Here is a 20317-nt window from a genome sequence, read left to right as displayed (position 1 = left end):
CCGCAGTCCGGTCAATTGCTTCGCCAACATCCTGTGTGGGCTGATTGCCTATTGCCACCAGCCGAAGAAGCCTGCTCTGAGATTAGATTGGGCTTTGTCTCCTGCGGCTTAACCATAACTGAGGTTAAATTAACGTCAGTTTCGGTTAAGGGTTTTTCTGAAGTTTGCGCGCCGCGCAAACTTCAGAAAAACCCATTTTTGCGTGCGCAACGCGCACGCAAAAATGGGCACTTCAGCTTATCCAAAACTCAGGTTAAATTAAGGCGAAGGGTGCCATCAATCTAATTGGCACTCTTCGCCTTAGTTCAACCTGTTTCCTCTCAACAGCGTGAGGCGGCCTTGGATTAGATACAATCCCGTTCGCCGGTCCCGTAGGTATTGATGGCACCCAGGATACTGTCAATTGCAACACATCGCTTCGCTTCTCCATCAGCAGGAGAGGAAACAATGAAGGTCAGCGGGAGGTTGATATTGGGATTAACCGTACCATCGGGCATGAACTGTACTTGGTTGACTCCCGGTGGGTTTGAAGTGATACCAACCATACCTGGTTGCAATCCATTACTACCTGAATTACCGAGATCACCTTGGTCTACCTGTACCGTTGGAATTCCATTGGGGCTAATCACAATTTGCATCGTAGAGGGTGTGCGATCGCGGATTGCTTTTTCTTGAGCCGATCGCAACCCTTGCAACACTTCATCTCGTACGGCATTGGCTCGGCGAGAGTTGATGAATGTGACAAAACCAGGTCCGATGATGGCAAACAGCACCACCAACAGCATGATGACCGCAATTACCTCTGTCAACGAAAAGCCATCGGTACTTGAAGAGCGTCTTCTTCCTTGGGAGTATTGATAGAGGAAATAGTTGGTAAACAAGGGCTTCATACAAATCACCTAAGTAAAGCACAATTAATTGCGATCAATGCGGTCTAGTACTCCACGGGTTAAGACACGGGTCTCCAAGGTTGTCAAAAAGCTAGAGTCGAAGCCTGCGCCTTCAAATATAGATGGCCGACCGAACGCATCTCCTCGCAAAAATAGCGTTACATCTTGATAAAAACCAGCCCGATAAGGGCGTACACAGGCATAAAAGCCCATCTCGTTTGGTAGGGTTCCGGTCGCGGGTGGAGAAACACTGTACTGGGTCGGCGGTGTGGTTGCCGAGTCAGGTGGACATAGAGCATTTCGGTTGGCTGGGAAATTGATTCCGGCAGCTTGAGCCCCTTCACCGGAGTCTACAAAATCGACCAACACAGCAGTCGTTCCACCTTGGAGACGGCCCGGATCGGCAGGTTGCCACACACTAAAGGGATCGGCGAGACCCGCTCCACCACCTGGAGCCGCAACCGTTGCATCGGCTGGGTTCCGGTAGCCAGGGGTTCTTACCCAGGTTGCGCCATTTTCAGTAAACTCTGGCAACGCATAGCGCACAATGCGCGATCGCCCTTGCCAAATGTCCGTAGGGTTGTCTGTAGTTACGGAGTAAACGACTAAAGCATAGGAGCTGCCCGTAATGCAGCCCACCGCCCGTCCTCCAATGGTTAATCCAGGAGTCGTGCCGCACGCAGCTCTCAAGCCAGCGGGATAACGTTGATGCTTCCAAAATGCCAGCACCGGAACGGCTGTTGGGCCAGAAACCTCTGCTGGCAAGCGCGCTGCTATACCAGGGCACCCTGCCCCACCGTTGAGGCAATCTCCCGTATAGACATATACAGCTTCCCGTAGCTCGGTTGCCATGTAATCCATGGCGTTTTGCATTTCGCGCTGAGTTTCGTTGCGGGCCGATTCTCGCAAATCGACTTGCAGCAACTCAACAACCAAATACAACAACCCCGAAATCACCAGACCCGCTACGATCGCCGCAATCAAAATCTCGGTTAGCGTGAAACCAGCTTGGCTGCTTTTGCGATCGCGCAGAAATCGTTTCAGTACCCTTTTCCGCAGTGATTGGTTCATAGCTCCCCTAGATTAGTTCCCGCTCGAAGCGCCAATTTGGTTGTTTAAGTCTTCTGCACTAAAGTCGCGATCGCTCCAAGATATCCGTGAATTGATCACAGCTAGGGGACGAGTGAACTGTTGCCCTGCGCCCCCAGTTAACTGAATCGACGCTGGATCAACGGGTCTTGGGATCGCTGCCCAGTTCCCGTTGACTAAGCGTGTCCAAACGCGGACTCCCAACCGAAACGTGGAAGGCCGCCGCCGAGTTGGGTCCGTGACCGTATTGATTTCCTGAGCAGGAATCACCCCCGCATCCCGAAACACCTGCATGTAAAAGTCGGCTTGGCAATCTCCGTCAATATCAATCGCCAACGCATTATTCCTCAAACTAGGTGTATGCGTATTGGGATTGTAGGTATTACAGGATGGCGTTACCGATTTCAGCACGTTGGCTAAAGGGCCAGTGGGCGGAATCACATTGCGAGAAAAATTTGCAGCTGCAACGGTTGCAGGCAGATACCGCTGCTCGTGTAACCCGTTCGCAACCTGAACTCGAATGCGATCGATTTCGCCTTGGGCAATTTGTAAGGCCTGCTCAGCGCGGCGATTTTGGGAACGAGTCCCCGTTGAGACAAACAGAGGCGGCAGAATCAACGTAGCCACAATACCGATGACGGCGATCGCCACCAGCGATTCCAACAAACTTACCCCAGCCTCCGAATGAGTTGGTGAGGTTGTCGAGGCACGGCCTGCCTTAAGCCATGCCTGCAACAGAGGAAAGAGCCGTCGAGAAGAACAGAAGAAAGTCATAGTCGGCAAGTCCTCAAGTATTGGGAGTGGGGCAAGTACGACCACCGTAGCCTTGGGCAGGCGGGTCATTAATGATCGCCTCACACAAATTCACAATATAAGGATCGTTTGCAGGAGGCTCATTGTAGAACTCACTGCGGATCCGACGACGAGTAACAAATCGCTGGGCGATCGGACCAGCCGGAGCATACTGTAGGCCCACATCGTAACCCCAACGCCGTAGCGGTGGTGTGTAGTAGGCTTGCTGCTCACCGCTTTGAGGGTTGGCACCCGCTTCCCACGCATCATGTTCAAATGGGCCGGTTGCCTGTTGGCTAAAGCTGAGTTGCAGCAACGAGCCAGAAATATACAACGGCACGTTGGCAGCAGCATCAGGCTGTCCCGCCTTCCACCGTTCCAAAAATCGAGGGAAGTTGTGCAATCCACCATAGGTTTGGTTGGCGCGCGATGGCACAATCCCACTAATGATGATGGAGTTAACCCGCGTATTGGCTCGTCCCAGGTTGAGGTTTCGAGCCGTTGTCAACGTCGCGTATCCCTGGTTGTAGAGATACAGTGACGACGGGCTGGCGACTAGAGGTCTAGGCGTAGTGAACTGCCGTGGAGTAAAGATCCGAGCCCGAATGGGGTTGCCATTGGGTGAGATCAAAATGGGCGAGTCGCCTAGGTCGAAGGGTTGGGCGCTGCCTTCGGCATAGAGCACACTATCAGCAAGATTGGCCCGTGCCCATCGATCCACAGCGGTACCGGCTATCGAGGCCGGAGCAACTGTGGAAGTTTCCGTATTCATCGCCAAATAAGACGTTACCAGGGCATCGTTTCCAGAGGCCGTTGTGTTGCAACCGTATAGGTTCCAGGTGGGTTGAGGAACAAGATTGCTCCGCAAGTTGGTGTTATACACGGTGAGACCATCTTCAATGCTGCCATCGCAGAAGTTTGCCGAGATGATGTGGACACCATCTGCCAACACCTCCGAAGGCCGCCATCTATCCGTTGTAGGACGGGCAAAGTTGGTATTCAAATTCGCCCGCGCCCGCGTATAGAAGTTGCCCCAGTCATCCTGTAGTGCTGTGGTGAACTCCTCTAATAAGTTGCCACCTGCATTCTCGTGGATGTTGAAGTCGCCCTGAATATAGGCTGGGTTGTCGGTAATGAACGATAGACCACGGCCATTGTCTCCGTTGCGACCGAGGAATCGGCCTTGCCGTAGCCGGAAGCCGTTGGGACGACGGTCGGGGTCGGCATAGTAGTCAACGGGCTTGGGCGAAATCCTGTTCGCTGAGTTGAGTGGTGGGTCAACGGAGGCAAAGGCAGATACCGCTCCCGTTTGCATCGAACAGGCTGCGTTTGTTCGCAAATCCTCTTCGTTGCCACAGTTTGCCCACGTATCGCCGCTAGGCCGCACAATGCTCAGTTCCGACAGGGCGTCTTCTCGGAAGGCGTAGATAATGCCACTCCGGGGTAGCCAATAATCTCCGCCGCCACCTGCAACCAAATTGTTTCGCAGCATGCGGAGGTCAATATCGAGCGATCGCACACTCATGGCTTCGCGCCCGTTGTAGAAGGCAGCATCCTTGAAGGCGAGCCGAGCCATTTGCCCCGTCCCTCCTGATGCCGTGCCGTTGCTATCACGAGAACACAGCGTCTGCAAGCAGATCTTGATTAAGTTCTCCTGATTGCTAATTGGCAAGGCAGTAATTGGTGCCGCTGCGTTCACCGAAGCTCTGGGAGTCACGAAGCTGGCTAAATTTTGCCGAGGAGTCAGCAAAATGGTTCCTGGAGGTACGGTTTGATAGGTGATTCCTGCATTGCTTGCCGAAAGATAGACATCTGCCGCGTCAATATCATCTCGCGATAGGCCATTGGCAAGCGGAGTCGCAGTACTGATCGCCGGTGGGGCTGCAGAGTAGAAGGTTTCCCCATGGTTTGCATAGGGGAAGAGATTATACAACACCGGATAGCGAGGCCGTGCCGAACACAGAGCATACAGCGGATTGTTTGCAGCCCGCCAACGAGGACAGTCAAAAGCTGTACTCACGTTGTTCGACATGATGGCTACTGCATCGCTGGCTGTTTCTCCAGCACCCCGGAAACCATACAGGCGATCGCGTGCCACTTGCTGCTTGGTGATGATCATTTGAGCCAGCACAATCAGCTTGTTCAAATCATCCACCGAAACGTTTGCCCCGTTGATTTGGGGGTTTGGCTGGTCGCGTAGGCGCTGCAACAGCCGTACATAAATCTCTGGCTGGCTAGGACTAAACGTTCCTGAATCGTAGGCACCAATTGGGCTTGAGAAGTAGTCCGTGTCAATGGTGGCAGAGGTCGTGTTCGCTCCGTTGGGAAATGCCCGACGGCGACGGTTTTGAGGTTGCTGCCCTAATTCATTTTCGATATCTGGGAAAAAGATCGCGCCTAGCGAAGTATTGTCGCTGCGCAATGCCCGAATGGCTGTCTGCAGGTTAGTCCGCAGAGTTGCATCAACCCCAGGAATCGAGAAGTTGTTCAGGTAGGTGAGGTTGTAGGCCAGCATGCCCAACATACACGACGAAGTATGAAGGGTTGTGCGATCGGCAGGGCTCAGCTGGGCATAGGTGGTACCGCTGCCCAAAAGCTGTAACACCCGACGCAGCATGGAAAAGTCGCCATACATCGCCATGCTGGGATAGGGATGCACTTGGCTATTTGCTGCCTGTACAGGAGGGAAAGACGGTGCTCCACCTTGAGGATCACCTGCTAAATTAGCGAGGTTTGCCAACGCTCTCCGAATGTTCGATGTAGAGCTGTTGTAATCCCCATTGGTGGCCCAAGGCCCAAAAGCAAACTCCCACCCATTGGTTCCCCGACCTCTAAAGAAGTCGAAAAGTACAGGTCGGGTCGCTGTGCCAAAGTTAGACCCAGCAGTAAACGCAGTAGGGCCAAAGCCATAGGCTAAGTTTTGGAACGTAGCACTACGCTCCAGAGTGCCTGGGGTACCGGGGTGCACGGTCGTTGCTAAGCAAGCCGTTGGCAAATCGATTCCAGTAGCCGAGTGATAGACTGCTGTTGCTTGCACTGCCGCCAAATTATCCAGCAGGGTTCGCCGCTGCCGCATTTGGTTGCATCGTGTGTTGTTATTTGTGTTGAGCGTCACTGCCCCATAGGTTTCTGTGCAGGAGTTCCAAGGACGCAGTGGCTCTCGCAGCAATCCGTCATCATCGGTTGCGGCAATGGGGCCACCCCAACCAGCCGGGTCTCCCATTTCCAGCCGCTGACCCACAATCAGTCTCAAACCTTCAATGCGAGCGCGGCGTTCCCAGTACCCATCCAAACCAACACTGCTGGTGTCTCCACCCGTTGGGGGCGCCAAGTCCACCAGTTGAGCGTTGGCGGCTGGAATAGGCGTACCAATACCCGCAGCAGGCACCACGTTATCGGCATTGTATTGAGGCTTTGGCCCCCAACGGTTGTCTGCTCGATACGAGTCATCCACGTATGGAATATCTTCCTGCTGAGTTCGCAGACGACCTTGGGTAACTAAGACACGAGCCTCCCAGTTAGGATCGCGAGCAGCCTGAGCAGCTGCGTCAGTTGCTGGATTAAACCCGCGAGAAATCGAAATTCCTTGAGTTTGTAGAGCGACCGGATCGAGGGCATAGGTGGTGGGAGTGTTTCCACCGGCAGGAGCGATCGAGTCATTGGTTTGGTTGAACTGAGTATCGCCGTTGGCTCCCGTGATCGGGTTGGCACCCGGAACATGGAACACCGACTGCTCATTTCTAAAGGTATCGGTATTCATGGCACCGCCAATGAACTGACCGATAAAAGGAGGGTTGGGAATCGACGTGACACTAATTTCTGATTCGGTGCCCTCATCGGTATAAAGGCAGGAACCGGGAGAGCTGATGAGATAGCTAACGAAGCTACCGTTGCCACCACCACTGATGAGGTTTCCTTCGGTATGCATGGCCCCGTTCCAGTTGAACAGAGGACCAGGGAAGATTTCTAGGTCGTAGCGGAACCAGGCTCCCCACTTGTTGCCTCGGTCAACTCGGCGGTCTTGCTGAAACTCAATTGTGGTAATCGGGCGGTTTGCTGTATATGGCATTACATATACATCGACCTGAAAGTTCTTTCGCAAAATGGCGGTGTTTGCACCGTCGGGAATCCATCCCTCTTGAGGAGATGCAGCACCACCGCCTGATACGGTACAGGCGGGGTCTGTTTGGTTGGCATTGCTAAGCGGGCCATTCCGGACTTTGAGTTCTCCAGCACGGGCAGCTGTTCGTGCGTTGGATGTGTCAGACAGATTGGCCGTGTCGGTTCGTATTGCTAGGGAATAGACGACTGTTGCATCGTTGGTGCCATCCCCATCAGTATCCGCTTCATAGCGCCAAGCGTTGTCCAAGCCGGTGTCACCTGGGAAGGATGGGCCAACATTCACCCGGGTCTCGCCCGAAAAGGTGTAGGGGTCGGTGTTGGTGGCAACGTTGCCTAAAGGATGAGGAGGCACCTGAAGAATGCCACCGCCATCTAGCCCAACGGGTGTGCCTGTTGCGGTGCGGTTGAGCAACATACCCATCAGGTAGTTTTCGCCTGGGACACCCCCTGGCAGTCGAGGATCTTTGGTTTCGTCAAACAGAAACTCAAGCTTGGCCTTGGCCCGGTCAATGGCTGGAGTTGCTGCGTTGTAGACAACCCGCTGCTGGCGCTCGCTAATGGCCTGAGTGGTGCGGGTGTAGGTGCGGTACGCGATGGAGCCCACCGTGAGAAGTACCACCAACACCAGCAGCACTGTTGTGGGCAAGACAAAGCCTGCCCTTGAGAGCGATCGCTGCCGACCAAGAGCCAACAAAGCACGAAGCAACCCAGACACGAAACGCTTTGTTGCGCGCTGGGCTTTTGCAGGTAAACGATTTAAAGAACGAAGTGTGGCTCTGCTTGATTTTCGGGTTGACATAGCTGCCTTCCTGATTGGGATTTGAGTCCTGGGAGACGAAAACCAAAAAATTGAATTAGCAACCAAACGCATTACTGGAAATGCGCCAGGAATGCAGGTCAGTCTAACTCAGAATGTTGCGGTTTTTACCAGGGTTAGCTGGTTGTGTAAACAAAAGACGAAGCTGCCTTCTGTCTTAACAAGTCCAGCACTAGTCAACAACAGGGATTTTATGGAAACACCAAATCTAATAGCGTTCGAGAAAACGTATGATGCATCCACGCTGCCGACTGACGGCACAAACGTGACATCGCATCTCATATTCAGCAAGGCTCCATAGCTTGAGCTTTCGTCGTACGAAAGATATCAGCTAATGAGATTATGGCAAACAAAAAACAAAAGAGCCGGAAAAGGTTTTAGAACTAATCGTGTAAATTGGCACATTCATTTGACGAGATATCTCCGTATGATTGTGGCCACTATTTACCGTAGCTCTCACCTAGCGACACTTTCGCATAGATATCTTACCCAAGTTCTTTTTAGAATCGATCACGTCTACCTAATCATTTTTTTACAATTTCTAGGCTTAGCCCGGGCTGGCTTCATCAAACCTCTATAATGCTGAACCGTGAACAGTAGGATAGGGGTGAAAAGAACACTCTGGCTGGCAAGGCGATCTGCCTCAGCTATAGAGTGCATACCATAGGGCCAGTGTGTCGTCTTTAGCTATATAGGGGAGCGTCTATATATAGAAATGTAGCGATCGCCCCCTGCCGCAACCCGATCTCTGTTGACAAGCGGCTCTAGATCCCCCTAACTCAACTAAATTCTCCTAAATCAATCGGGGATCACCCTCATTTAAACCTTTGGGCGATCGCCCCCTAGATATAACCTAGATACAACAAAGAGCCAACGTGTAAGCACACATTGACCCTCTCTTGAAATATTTAGAGTTAAAGCACGATGGGGATGATGTCAGCAATGCTTCAAGGAGAAACATTATGGCGATCGCCCACAACACGCAAACCAAAATAAATTGCAGGTATTACCGGACAGTATTACCAAATATAGGTCTCGAACTCTTACAGGTTCGAGACCTAGCTAGTAACAACCATGCAGCGGTTTAGTACTTGTTCAGATTGATTCCAGCTTCTTTTGCCATAGCCGACAGGCCACGCTTTTGAAGGGTTTTGATTGCTTTAGCCGACAGCTTCAACGTAACCCAACGCTTGCCTTCGGGCCACCAAACCCGCTTATCCTGAAGATTTGCCTGCTGCAACTTCTTTGTGCGGCGATGCGAGTGAGAAATCGCAAAAGCGTTGTTTGCTTTCTTACCAGTCAGGTCACAAACGCGGGACATAACAGCTCTTTCAATGGATGGACACGAACTATCATCATAGCCAACTTTTGGCCAAAGTGAGTATTAAATCACTCAAAAATGGGTGAAAGATCACTCAACTCACTAAAATGCATCGAAAAACGGAAGCGATCGCCCCCACTAAACCCACTGTTGGGTGGTTCAGCGAGGGCGATCGCATTGGGGAAATTTGCAGCTTAGCCGTGCCGCGTAAGGCGCGTGAGTACCTGATTCGACCGCTCTACAAATGACTTCATGCCATCTGCATCAAAGCCTTTTTGAGCCATTAGGGCCAAATCGTAAATGTGCTGGCACAGCAGGGTTGATAGCTCACCTGATGGCGATTGTCCAGCCTCGGTCACCACGCTGCCTTGGTTCAGACTGACCAAGTTTTGCACCAGGGGATGGGCCGTGTTGACCACTAAGATGTGCTCCTCAGGGAAGGTTGCCGCCTGCTGCTGTAACAGCGCTGTCATTTCGCTGAGACGACGCAAATTTTCGGGCAATAGCACCATCGCCGGGGGCGCAGACTCCGCATGTTCGGCTTTCAGGGCTTCGGTACGAATCGTGACCTTGGGCTTATTCAACGCGCCCTCAAACAGTTCTTTAATTTGTTCGCTACGAGTTTTGTTCGTTGTGGGATCAACAATCTCGTCGGAACTGCTCTTGTCGAGTAGGGTATCGTCGAGTTCCGCATCCACGCGCGAAAACTTCACATCGGAATACTCACGCTCTAAAAAGCTAATGAAGTGGCTGTCGATAAAGGAATCCATAAACAGCACTTCAATGCCTTGGCTCTTGTGCAGCTCAATATAGGTTGCTTGGCTTGCTTCATCGGTGGCGTAGAACACCCGGTTTTCGTGGCGCTCTTTGTTGCGCTCCAGGTACTCCTTGAGTGTGGTGTAGCCCTGGCCGTCTAGCTCATTGGTTTGGGCGGTGCTGGTATCTTGCCACACGTCGCCTTCTGCCGTTTGCACTTCTACCTTGGGCTGATCGGCTTGCAGCTTGGCGCTGGTGCGGAAGATAAGAATGTCTTCCACCTGCTTTTTGAACTTGTCATCGTTCATGGAACCAAACTTGACGAAGGTTCCCAGGTCTTGCCAGCTGGAAATGTAGGCAGCGCGATCGTCGCGGTATAGCTCTTTCAGGCGATCGCCCACTTTTTTGGCAATGTAGTCTGCAATTTTGCGAACCGTGCGATCGTTCTGCAAAAAGCTGCGCGATACATTCAGCGGAATATCGGTACTGTCGATCACGCCTCGTAGCGGCATCAAAAAGCGAGGGATTACTTCTTCGCAGTTATCGCTCACAAAGACCTGATTGCAGAACAGCTTGATTTGCCCCTTGGTCACATCCACATCGGGCTTGAGCTTGGGGAAATAGAGGATACCGTTGACCACAAAAGGATAATCGGTATTGAGATGCACCCACAGCAATGGTTCATCCTGAAACGGATACAGGTAGCGGTAAAACTCCAAGTAGTCCTCTTTGCTGAGACTACTGGGTGTTTCTTTCCAGGGAGCCTTTTGCCGATTGACCTGTTCTCCATCTAAATGGATGGGCACTGGCATGAAGTCGCAATATTTTGTGATCAGCGACTTGATGCGATAAGCCTCCAAATATTCCAGCTCTTCCTCCATCAGGTGGAGGGTGATAGTGGTGCCGCGAGTGGTACGCTCCGAGTCGCTCAGCTCAAATTGGGTAGAGCCGTCACACGACCAGTGAACTGGCTGCGCGCCATCGCGGTAAGACAGGGTATCGATCTCCACCCGAGATGACACCATAAATGAGGAATAAAAGCCGAGACCAAAGTGACCAATAATTTGCTGATCGGTGCTGTTCTTGTACTTTTCAACGAACTCTTCGGCACTTGAAAAGGCAACTTGGTTGATGTATTTCTTCACCTCATCTGCGGTCATGCCAATGCCGTTGTCGGACACAGAGAGGGTTTTGTTGTCTTTATCGATGGCAATTTCGATTAGCGGTTCACCAATCTCTCCAGAAAATTCGCCCGAAAACGACACCATTCGCAGCTTTTGAATGGCATCAACTGCGTTGGAAATTAGCTCGCGTAGAAAGATCTCATGGTCGGAGTACAACCATTTTTTAATGATGGGGAAAATATTCTCGGTGTGGATTGAGATATTGCCCTGTTCAAGAATCGTTGCCATAGTGCTGCTCGGATTGCTTGCAGTAGTGAGGTTGTATGGATAACTTGACTTCGCTCAGAGAATTTGAGCGATCGCTTTCCATTAAATAAATTTCTACTCCATTCTGAAAGATGCGGATAACCCTACCAAGACCCAGAACCTGGAGTTAGAGCAAACCGTCAGGCGATCGCCGCCGTCGTCTGCCAGATTGGACCTTGTCGTGAACGGGCTGGCAGAACAAAAGCACAACAAGACGTTTGCCATGAATAGCGAGCCTTTACAAGCTGATTTTTACACGCAGACAAAGAACCTAGACAAAGAACGCAAGCAAGAAACGTGATTTGGGGTGTCGTTACTAGAATTGCCTGACAAATCGTTGATTTGTTTCCTAAATTTGACCTAATTCCAGGGTGTTGGAGATAGGCTCGAACCAGCAAAATGCCTTCACCAAAGAATTCTTCTTCCTTTGGGAACATCCCCCTTATGAAGGAGTTCCAACTCGGGACTGATTCAGATGAATAAGCAAAGGTCGTATAAAAATAGAGTGACTTTTAAGACATCTAAAACGAAAGCACCAAAACGTGAAACCTCGGGAATTTATATTGAATGAACGGTGATGATTTAGACTCGCATCTACCGTAATCACCGAACTATGATTCCTTTTGATTTTATTTCCTTAGGTTAAGCGCAACGTTCAGTAAACGTTCAATTTGTTAGAGGAGATGAACCAATGATTCGCGGATTTAAAGCACTCATCAAGCATGTTCGTGTGCTAGTTTTGACCGCATTGTGTGCATTGATGGTGTTCTCCAACATGGCTCCAGCTATGGCTTATGGTAGCGATCGCAGCGCTTTGGATGAGGGAGAAGCTCCTATCAATGACATTTATCGCAAGTCGGAAGAAGCTTTGAGGAAAGAGCCCCGTTCGATGAAAGAGCTGCAAAATGAAGCTCAAAAAGGCATCAACGAAGTCCAGGGTGATGCAGATGTGAATCAAATGCAGAGAGACGATAACTCTAAGCAGGCCACGACTGTAAAAGACCGGGTTGAAGATGCTCTCGATAACATTTTTCAGCGTGACTAATCTTGGGCATGGCTTAGCTTCGTGATATACGAGTGAAACATTATCCGTTCGAAGAGCCGTAAAGCTGTCCATAGACTGCCTGTGACTGGAAATGCGGACTAGATTGGAAACCTAACCTTTGGGATTGCATTCTATGCACCAACTTAGTTCGCGTAAGTTTCTCGGCATGGGCAAACCGCTCTCTGGCAATTGGTAATCGTCAGGTTGGCGATCGCAGTCTTAGGCATCTGTCTTTACAAGTGATCGAATTGAAAACAATCGAACGATCGAACGATCGAACGGGTATGGTTTCTTGTTTGTGTGTGATTGAAGGAGAGGTTCCTGAGTTGTTTGCGGCATCGTCGCAACTCAGGAATTTTATTTTGCAAGTTCACAGCAAAATTGCAACGTTAGAGTTGCCGACTTGCCAAGCTTAATGCCCGAAAATATTGAGCTTGTTGTTCGATACGGGTTGCAAGGCGATCGCACACCAGTGTGCACAGTTCAAAAATGAGTTCATCTTCAACGCTGTAATACGCAGAAGTCCCCTTGGTGCGGCGAGTCAAAATGCCAGCTTGGAGCATGACCTTGAGGTGTTTGGACACATTTGCCTGACTAGTTTCGGTTGCTTCTACCAGTTCTTGAACGCATCTTTCTCCACCCCGTAGCACATTCAAGATCCGGAGCCGAGTGGGTTCGCTGAGGACACTGAAATATTCGGCAACCTGTTGAACCACCTCTAAAGGCACAGACTCAGCTGTGTTCATATTCAATCCTGATACGTTGATCCCGGTGTTGATTGACTGAAGATTGTATCAGTAATCTGATACATGGCAGTAAAGTAATAGATTGTTTCTGCATGCTCAAAACATGCAGCTTAAACTTTATCATCCCATTACACGAATCGGTTTGTAAGGCCGGAGTCGTAAATGATTGATTGGCAAGGCTGAACTTAGTCGTACTGACGTGAATGTGCGATCGCCAACGACCCACGATACTGTTGAAAAAACAAACCGCACCCAGCCGAATTGATGCTGCATCGAGATATAGAAATTAAGCAATAAAAAAGCGACCCCTGAGGGATCGCCTATGTCACTTGTAGTTCAAGCACTCATCGAAACAGACTAGTCCTAACGTGTTTTGAAAGGGTGCGTCAATGCAACGATACATGACTTAAGTAAAGAAACATTTCGGTTGGCAATGATTCCAGAAGAATGCCTTGCTATTCGGCGGTTTTACCTCCTTGGTTGTGATGGAGTTATTGTCGAGCAGATTTATATTTGTTTACACAGTTTGTCGCGATCGATGGCCTTCTTTTATGTCATTTGCTACACCTGATAGGCTTAGGGCAACGGCTGAGGATAGGAAACAATGCAGGTAGCACAACGCATAGTATGGCTGCGGCAATCTACCGAACTGGGTGGCTTATCGGATGATGCGCTAACGGCGATCGCCACTGAGCTGATTGAGACGACCGTTCCAGAAAACCGTCGCCTAGTGCTGGAGGAAACGGTGCCTGATGCGGTCTACATTTTGAAATCGGGGCGGATGGAGACCTACCGCACCAGCCCTAATAGCCTGGCAAATGTGCTGAGCCTATTGCCAGGGGCTGTGCTGTATGTACAGGAGCTGCTGCTAGACCAACCTGCAGAACGCACAACGGTTACCCTGAGTGAATGTGAGGTGTGGAAGCTAGAGCGCGATCGCGTCCTTGCTTTGGCAGATCAATACCCCGACATTGGTCGTGCTTTTTCGCGCCAATTGGCAGAAAAGTTAAATGAGGTAACTGCTCAGCTTGCCTTTGAGCAGGAGCGGCAAACGGCGCTGCGTCCCTATCAAGTGCCTCGTGTGAAACGGGGGATTGTGGGCTCAAGTCGCTATGCCATTCGGCTTCGGCAAGAAATTCGCAAAGCCAGCCAAGACCGCAAACCTGTGCTGATTTTTGGGGAGCCGGGCTTGGGCAAAGACAACGCCGCGATGCTGGTTCACTTTGGCAGCGATCGCCGCAAACAGCCCATGATCAAGCTCAACTGCGATATCTTGCAACCCAATGGCGGAGACTTGTTTGGGCGAGTGGGCGGCAAACCAGGGTTGCTAGAGTGGCTTGGCGAAGGCACCCTCCTACTCAACAACATTCAAGATGTGCCCGAAACACTCAAGCCAAAGCTGGTGCATTTGCTAAAAACGGGAGAGTATTTCCCTGTTGCGCGGGAGGGCGAACCGGACCCAACCCCGCGCCAAAGCCAGGCTCGCATCATTCTTGTATCGGAGCGGGTGATGCCCGCGTTTGAGAAAAAGGAGCTGGTAGGTCACGTAATTAAGGTGCCGCCGCTGCGGGTGCGCAAAGGTGACATTGAAACTCAGGTGAATTACTACATCAACCTGTACTGCACAGGCAAGGAGATGCAGCGGCCCCGCATGACGCCAGAAGCTCTGCGCCGATTGCAAAGCTACGATTTTCCTGGCAACTTGACTGAGTTAGAAAATTTGGTGGGCCGTGCCATCATTCAGGCAAATGGCTCCCCCGATCTCACTGAAGAGGTGTTTTGGTCGACGGGTGCCAAAGCAAAGCGGTTTCGCTTCAATTTGCTCAATGGCTATCCCAAGGTGCGGCAGTTTTTGCGGAGTCCCTGGTGGCCCGATCGCATCAATTATGGCTTTACCCTGGTGGCGTTTGCAGTGGTGGTGGGAGTTTTGCTATTTGGCCCCCAAAGCCGCGATCGCAACATTGCGCTCAACCTGTTTTGGGCTTGGTGGTGGCCCATTGTGTTGGGAATTTATCTATTTTTGGGACGCATTTGGTGTGCCGTGTGTCCATTTATGATTTATGGCGAACTCGCGCAAAACATTTCGCTGAAGCTGTTTCCGCGCAAATTGCGATCGTGGTCGCGGCCTGAAGCAGAGCGCGTGGGGGGATGGTTTTTGTTTGGGCTGTTTACCCTCATTTTGCTGTGGGAAGAACTGTGGAATTTGGAAAACACGGCCTATCTTTCTGGCTGCTTGCTGCTGTTGATTACCGCAGGTGCGGTCATTTTTTCGGTGCTGTTTGAGCGACGATTTTGGTGTCGGTATTTATGCCCTATCGGCGGCATGAATGGCCTGTTTGCCAAGCTGTCAATGATTGAGCTGCGGGCTCAGCAGGGCATTTGCTCAGCAACCTGCACCACCTACCAGTGCTACAAAGGCGGCCCCCAAAAAGGCGAAGGCCAGGAAACGAACGGTTGCCCCATCTACTCTCATCCGGCGCAACTGCAAGACAATCGCGACTGTGTGCTGTGTATGACCTGCCTCAAAGCCTGTCCGCACCGCTCGGTTGAGCTGAATCTGCGGCCTCCTGGCATTGAGCTATGGACAACGCACAAAGCCACAGCCTACGAAGTTTGTCTACTTTTCCTGCTGTTTGGAGCGGTGTTTCTGCATCGTTTGCCTGAGGCGTGGGCCTGGTTTGCGGCTCGGTTTCCTGTGGCTTATGGTCAGCTTCCGACTCCGTTTACCAATGATGGGCTTCACTTGGCAGCTTCTGTGGTTGCCTTGTCAATTCCTGGTGCGATCGCCCTGGTGGCCTATGGAGCCATGCGGGGACTGGTGGGGACATCCAAGCCGCGATCGTTTGTGGAGTTGGCCTATGGGTATTTGCCCTTGGTGCTGGCAGGCAATATCGCTCACTATTTACGCCTAGCCTTAACTGAAATGGGGCGAGTGGTGCCAGTTACACTAGCAACCTTTGGTATGAGCGGTGGCGAAACCCTGGTGGCCGTGGCGCATCCGGCGGTAATTGCATTCTTGCAAGCAACGGCGCTCATTGCGGGCTTTTGGCTGAGTGTGGTGCTCACGCAAAAAATCGCGCGCCAATCGCTGTGGAGCTTGCTGCCGCAGCACATGGCGGCGTTTGGCATTGGGGCCATGATGTGGTGCGTGATCGTAGGTAGCTAGAGTTTGGCCAGCGAAGGTTTTGCACGGTCTCGGAAAATCCACGACAAGTTGCAGTGTGGAATACCAAGATGCCCCAATGCACTGCTGCATACTCAAGCGGATAGGGCTGATGCAGTTGGATGATATTGTCTGAGCCAAGCTGACGAAACATCATCTGCAACCTTTTGCATTTTGGATAACGTGCGTAAGTCCTGGCTAAATTGACGTGACGATGGGGCGCGATCGCCATGATGAAAATTTTGGTTATGAATGCAGGCTCAAGTAGCCAAAAAAGTAGCCTGTATGAGCTGCCAATTGACCGTTTACCTAACGAGCCTCTTCGTCCTTTATGGGAAGCTTCGATTGATTGGTCGAAGCAGGATGGCATGGCCGCACTCACGGTGGAGACCGCTTACGGTGCATTGTTTGAAGAGGTCGTGGCTTCTCAGTCGCGATCGCAGGATATGACCCGCCTGCTGGAAACCCTATGGCAGGGCAAGACGACAGTAGTGCGCGATCGCCACGAGATTGCGGTGGTGGGGCATCGGGTTGTGCATGGTGGTGCAACCTATCGCGAGAGCACTTGGGTAACAGATGAGGTGAAGGAGGCGATCGCCCAACTGTCGGCTTTTGCTCCGGTGCACAATCCGGCGAACCTGGCGGGAATTAAGGCGATCGATGCGGTACTGGAGACGGTTCCTCAAGTGGCGGTGTTTGATACGGCTTTTCATGCCACGTTGCCTGCCGCTGCGACGGTGTACCCCATTCCCTACGAGTGGACGGAAAAAGGCATACGGCGGTATGGGTTTCACGGCATTAGTCATTGCTATTGCGCCCACAAAGCAGCGCAGATATTAGGTCAAGATTTGGCTTCGCTGCGGCTGATGATCTGCCATTTGGGCAATGGAGCGTCGCTGTCTGCAGTGCGCGATGGGCAGTGTGTGGATACCACAATGGGCTTTACGCCGTTGGAAGGATTGATGATGGGAACCCGTTCAGGATCGATCGATCCGGGCATTTCTATTCACCTCATGCGGCAACATGGCATATCGGCAGAGGAGCTAGATCAATTGTTGAATAAGCGGTCGGGGTTGTTGGGCGTATCGGGAATATCGGGGGATATGCGGCAAATTGATGCGGCGATCGCCCAGGGGAATGAGCGGGCTCAGCTGGCGTTGGAGGTTTATATTCACAGTTTGCGGCGGCATATGGGGGCGATGCTGCCGAGTTTGGGTGGAGTGGATGCGGTTGTGTTTACGGCGGGAGTTGGCGAACATTCGGCTAACGTTCGTGCAAAAGCCTGTGAGGCGTTCGAGTTTTTGGGCATGGCGATCGATCCAGATAAAAATGCGCGATCGCCACGGGATACCGATATCGCGACTCAGGATTCTCGGGTGCGGGTGTTGGTCATTCACACGCAGGAAGATTGGGCGATCGCGCAGGAATGTTGGCTCCTAATGCAGCAGGGACAGGCCCAGAAACAGGCGTAGTAAACCGATCACAGGCACGGTACGCAGATCCTGGCACCAACGGCCGTTTCCTTAAGCCTTTTTTCCCGATTGCTCTCGTCACTGGCTAGAATTGCAGAGTAAATTAACGTAAAGCACCTTATGGCTGGAAGTCTGGTTCACAGCATGGCATCCACTCCGGCGCAAGACGTTCTTGCTTTGCGGCGTGTGTTTGAGGCGATCGCCCCAGATAGTTGCCCCCACCGCTACAACTTTCATATGCACACCACCTGCTCCGATGGGCGCATGCACCCCGAGCAGCTCGCGGAACAAGCGGTGGGTATTGGCTTAAGCGGGCTGGCGATCACAGACCACCATTCCACTCAGGGGTTTCGTCGCGCTCAGCTGTGGCTCAGTGAATATCGACACAAGCATCGCGCTCAAACGGTGCCGCACCTGTGGGTTGGTATCGAAATTAATGCCAACTTGCTGGGCGAAGAGGTTCACATTCTTGGCTATGCATTCGATCCGGACCATGCCGCCATGCAGCCTTATACTCAACGCCAAACCACAACGGGCGAGCATTACCAGGCCCAAACGGTGATTGCATCCATTCATACAGCCGGTGGCGTGGCGATACTGGCCCACCCGGCGCGCTATCGGCAATCGCCTGCGCTGCTGATTCCGGCTGCCGCCGAGTGCGGCATCAACGGTGTGGAAACCTACTATGCCTACAACAATCCTTCGCCGTGGATGCCAAGCCCTCGCCAAACCCAGGAGGTGTGGCAACTGGGAGAGGCCCATGGGTTGCTGCACACCTGCGGCACCGATACCCACGGCCTGAGCCTGCTGCAACGGCTGTAAAGAGCGTGAATAGAGCTTACTGCGCCCTTTATGCCGCACCTGAAGAGCCCTCAGTAGGTTGGGTTTCGTGACCTCAACCCAACACCTCAACCTATACCTAACTCATTTGCATTGCCCATACTGATGCTATCTACAAACACAAACGCGTAAATCTAGTTCGTTTTATTTGACGCTAACAAAGCGCTCCTGAGCGATCGCCCTCAACCGTTGCACCTCTTCGCGCCGTGAAACCGAGAGCGGCACAGTGGATTTGATGCTGTGGAGCAGGAGTTCCGTGTCGAGCGATCGCCCCTCGTACAGCGCACAGTAGAGAGCGCTAATCACCGCTTGCTCAATTTCCGCTCCGCTAAAGCCGTCGGTGGCGGCAACCAGTGTGGGAAAGTCGAATTGTTGAGGAATTTGGTTGCGCTGTAGCAGGTGGGTTTGTAGGATCACGCCTCGTTCTAGGTGATCGGGAAGGTCAACGAAGAATACTTCGTCGAAGCGACCTTTGCGAAACAGCTCGGGTGGCACCTGAGAGATATCGTTAGCGGTGGCAACCACAAACACATTCTCGGATTTTTCTTGCATCCAGGTGAGAAAGAAACCAAACATGCGCTTGCTGAGTCCGCCGTCGGAGTCGCCGCTGTTGGAGCTAAAGCTTTTCTCGATTTCGTCAATCCACAAAACGGCGGGTGCCATGGATTCTGCAAGGGCAACGGCCTGCCGAAAGTTTTTTTCTGATTCCCCAATGTATTTGTCGTATAGGCGTCCGGCATCTAGCTTGAGCAGGGGCAGCCGCCAACTCTGGGCAATGGTTTTGGCGGCAAGAGATTTACCACAGCCCTGAATCCCCAAAATCAAAATTCCTTTGGGAGGACGCAGGTTATAGGCTTGCGCCTGGGAAGAAAACCCCATACGCGCTTTGTCGAGCCATTGCTTGAGTCCTGCAAAGCCGCTGAGTTTCAATGGCACTTCGCTCGCGGGAAAATAATCTAAAATGCCACTCTCGCGGATAATCTGCGATTTGCGCTTGAGGATGCCGGGCACATCATCGACGGTGAGCTGCGCATCGACAATTGCGGAGTACGCAATGACCTGTCGCGCTTGTTTGAGGGTCATGCCGGCTAGCGCTTGCACGAGGGTATCAATTTCTAGCTCGGATGGCTCGTTTTTGAGGCGGTTGCGGCTGCGAAAGGTGCGAATGACTTCCTGTACCACCTGCCGCAATTCATCTTTGCCGGGTAGTTTTAGGTCGTACACAACGGCATCGTGAGCAATGTCGGGAGGCAGGAGTACAGTGCTACCCGTTAGCACGAGGGCAGACTGGGTTTGGGAAAAGAGTTGCACGACTTCCCGAAATTTGCGGGCAACAGTGGCGTCTTCTAAATGCTGAGCAAAGTCTTTGAGCCAAAAAACGCCTTTGAGATTGGTTTCTTGCAAGTGGTTGAGCAAGGCCAATGGGTCTTCGGTTTTGTCGATAGTTTGTCCTTTTGTGGTGCTTGCAGGGGCTGCTTCGTTGACCCATGGTGCCTGGTTAGACCGCAGCGATCGCACCAATCCCTGAGTAATGCTCCACTCAAACAGCCAGCGCTGCATATCTTGCGTCATCGATTGCAGCAAGGCTTGAACTCGCTCTTCTTCCACGGTTTCCATCACAATCAACGGATGGAAAGACAACACGAGAACTTGCAGCTCACGAATGTGATCAGCCAGAGATGTCGTAGACCAATGCATAAGTTTTGAGAATGAATGGGGGCTTTAGACAAAACTACAGCCGCTTTCATAACATTCCCCAAAAATTACAGACAGGACTTACGCAGTTGAATGATGTTTGGAGCGCTCAGCACTCCAAACATCATTCAATCCCTCG

The 20317-nt window shown here is 51.8% G+C and carries 12 protein-coding genes and 1 pseudogene; 5 read left to right on the top strand and 8 right to left on the bottom strand.

Going from position 1 to position 20317, the window contains the following annotated elements:
- Positions 1–112 (top strand): annotated as a pseudogene (locus ACQ4M4_RS17960) (IS982 family transposase); the annotation flags it as partial.
- A gap of 232 nt (positions 113–344) precedes the next feature.
- On the opposite strand, the gene ACQ4M4_RS17955 reads toward ACQ4M4_RS17960, so the two are convergent.
- The 6 genes from ACQ4M4_RS17955 to htpG form a co-directional block, all read right to left on the bottom strand.
- Complete coding sequence (locus tag ACQ4M4_RS17955; protein WP_430685822.1) at positions 345–890, bottom strand: GspH/FimT family pseudopilin; 546 nt, start codon at positions 888–890, stop codon at positions 345–347.
- A 24-nt stretch (positions 891–914) separates the two neighbouring features.
- On the bottom strand, positions 915–1961 hold the full coding sequence (locus tag ACQ4M4_RS17950) for a prepilin-type N-terminal cleavage/methylation domain-containing protein (protein ID WP_430685821.1): 1047 nt from the start codon (positions 1959–1961) through the stop codon (positions 915–917).
- 12 nt (positions 1962–1973) lie between these two features.
- Positions 1974–2753 carry a type II secretion system protein gene (locus tag ACQ4M4_RS17945; RefSeq protein ID WP_430685820.1) on the bottom strand — a complete coding sequence of 260 codons (780 nt, stop codon included), beginning with the start codon at positions 2751–2753 and terminating at the stop codon, positions 1974–1976.
- A 13-nt stretch (positions 2754–2766) separates the two neighbouring features.
- Entirely contained in the window at positions 2767–7692 is a 4926-nt protein-coding gene (gene hpsA / locus ACQ4M4_RS17940; RefSeq protein WP_430685819.1) for a hormogonium polysaccharide biosynthesis protein HpsA, read from the bottom strand.
- Between the two features lie 1102 nt (positions 7693–8794).
- On the bottom strand, positions 8795–9031 hold the full coding sequence (gene rpmB, locus ACQ4M4_RS17935) for a 50S ribosomal protein L28 (protein WP_430685818.1): 237 nt from the start codon (positions 9029–9031) through the stop codon (positions 8795–8797).
- 194 nt (positions 9032–9225) lie between these two features.
- A complete protein-coding gene (htpG, locus tag ACQ4M4_RS17930; protein WP_430685817.1) occupies positions 9226–11199 on the bottom strand; it encodes a molecular chaperone HtpG in 1974 nt (657 codons plus the stop codon).
- Positions 11200–11908: 709 nt separating this feature from the next.
- On the opposite strand from htpG, the gene ACQ4M4_RS17925 reads away from it, so the two are divergent.
- The gene (locus tag ACQ4M4_RS17925; protein ID WP_430685816.1) at positions 11909–12262 is read left to right on the top strand and encodes a hypothetical protein; all 354 of its coding nucleotides are present in this window, start codon (positions 11909–11911) and stop codon (positions 12260–12262) included.
- Positions 12263–12651: 389 nt separating this feature from the next.
- Here ACQ4M4_RS17925 and ACQ4M4_RS17920 read toward each other — a convergent pair whose 3' ends face one another.
- Positions 12652–13008, bottom strand: coding sequence for an ArsR/SmtB family transcription factor (locus tag ACQ4M4_RS17920; protein ID WP_430685815.1), 357 nt, complete (start codon positions 13006–13008; stop codon positions 12652–12654).
- Between the two features lie 604 nt (positions 13009–13612).
- Between ACQ4M4_RS17920 and ACQ4M4_RS17915 the strand changes: the two genes are divergently transcribed.
- The 3 genes from ACQ4M4_RS17915 to ACQ4M4_RS17905 all read left to right on the top strand — a co-directional run bounded on the left by ACQ4M4_RS17915 (position 13613) and on the right by ACQ4M4_RS17905 (position 18465).
- On the top strand, positions 13613–16174 hold the full coding sequence (locus tag ACQ4M4_RS17915; protein ID WP_430685814.1) for a sigma 54-interacting transcriptional regulator: 2562 nt from the start codon (positions 13613–13615) through the stop codon (positions 16172–16174).
- 227 nt (positions 16175–16401) lie between these two features.
- The gene (locus tag ACQ4M4_RS17910; RefSeq protein ID WP_430685813.1) at positions 16402–17643 is read left to right on the top strand and encodes an acetate/propionate family kinase; all 1242 of its coding nucleotides are present in this window, start codon (positions 16402–16404) and stop codon (positions 17641–17643) included.
- A 120-nt stretch (positions 17644–17763) separates the two neighbouring features.
- A complete protein-coding gene (locus ACQ4M4_RS17905) occupies positions 17764–18465 on the top strand; it encodes a PHP domain-containing protein (protein ID WP_430685812.1) in 702 nt (233 codons plus the stop codon).
- A 162-nt stretch (positions 18466–18627) separates the two neighbouring features.
- Here the strand turns inward: ACQ4M4_RS17905 and ACQ4M4_RS17900 are convergent, their stop codons facing one another.
- Entirely contained in the window at positions 18628–20181 is a 1554-nt protein-coding gene (locus ACQ4M4_RS17900; protein WP_430685811.1) for an AAA family ATPase, read from the bottom strand.
- Between the last annotated feature and the right edge of the window lie 136 nt (positions 20182–20317).

Source organism: Leptolyngbya sp. AN02str (assembly GCF_050565595.1).
Classification (GTDB): Bacteria; Cyanobacteriota; Cyanobacteriia; order Elainellales; family Elainellaceae; genus Kaiparowitsia.
This window is presented reverse-complemented; position numbering and strand designations above follow the sequence as displayed.